At 68.1% G+C, this 549-nt stretch carries 1 protein-coding gene and 1 pseudogene; both read right to left on the bottom strand.

What is annotated here, in order from left to right; translation table 11 throughout:
- A pseudogene (locus tag JMF90_RS39790) lies at positions 1 to 123 on the bottom strand (lipoprotein localization protein LolB); the annotation flags it as partial.
- Positions 123 to 549, bottom strand: a 427-nt coding sequence (locus JMF90_RS39785; protein WP_201326623.1) for a M48 family metallopeptidase, incomplete at its 5' end; no start/stop codon positions are given. The gene JMF90_RS39785 and the pseudogene JMF90_RS39790, both read right to left, overlap by 1 nt.

Here is a 549-nt window from a genome sequence, read left to right as displayed (position 1 = left end):
GCCAGTCGGCGCATTGGCCGACGGCGGCGTGCTCGCGCAGCCGGCGAGCGCGAGCGCCGCGCCGGCCGCGGCCAGCGTGCGCTGCGCGCGGGAGGACAGGGAAAACATCGGGAACATCTGCATCAGAGGCCGTTGATCTGCAGGCGTTTCAGCGTCTGCACGAGCGTTTCGTTGTCGGGCTCGAGCTTCTGCGCGGCACGCCACGCGTTGCGCGCGTCGTCCTGCGCGCCGCTCTTCCACAGCACTTCGCCGAGATGCGCGCCGATTTCGGCGTTCGGCTGCAGTTCGTATGCACGCTGCAGCACCTTCGTCGCCCCGGCCGTGTCGCCCATCCGGTACTTCACCCAGCCGAGGCTGTCCATGATGTACGCGTCGTTCGGCGCGAGCGCCATCGCCTTGTCGATCAGCTTGCTGGCCTCGGGCAGGCGCTGGTTGCGATCGGCGAGCGAATAGCCGAGCGCGTTGTAGGCCTGCGGGTTGTCGGGCTGCGTACGGATCAGCTCGCGCAGTTGCTTTTCCATCGTCGCGTAGTGGCCGGTCTTTTCGGCC

Origin of the sequence: Burkholderia sp. E168m23, assembly GCF_016586125.1 — a bacterium.
Taxonomy (GTDB): domain Bacteria; phylum Pseudomonadota; class Gammaproteobacteria; order Burkholderiales; family Burkholderiaceae; genus Burkholderia; species Burkholderia orbicola.
The sequence above is the reverse complement of the archived record's forward strand: the minus strand, read 5'-3'. Positions and strand labels throughout refer to the sequence as shown.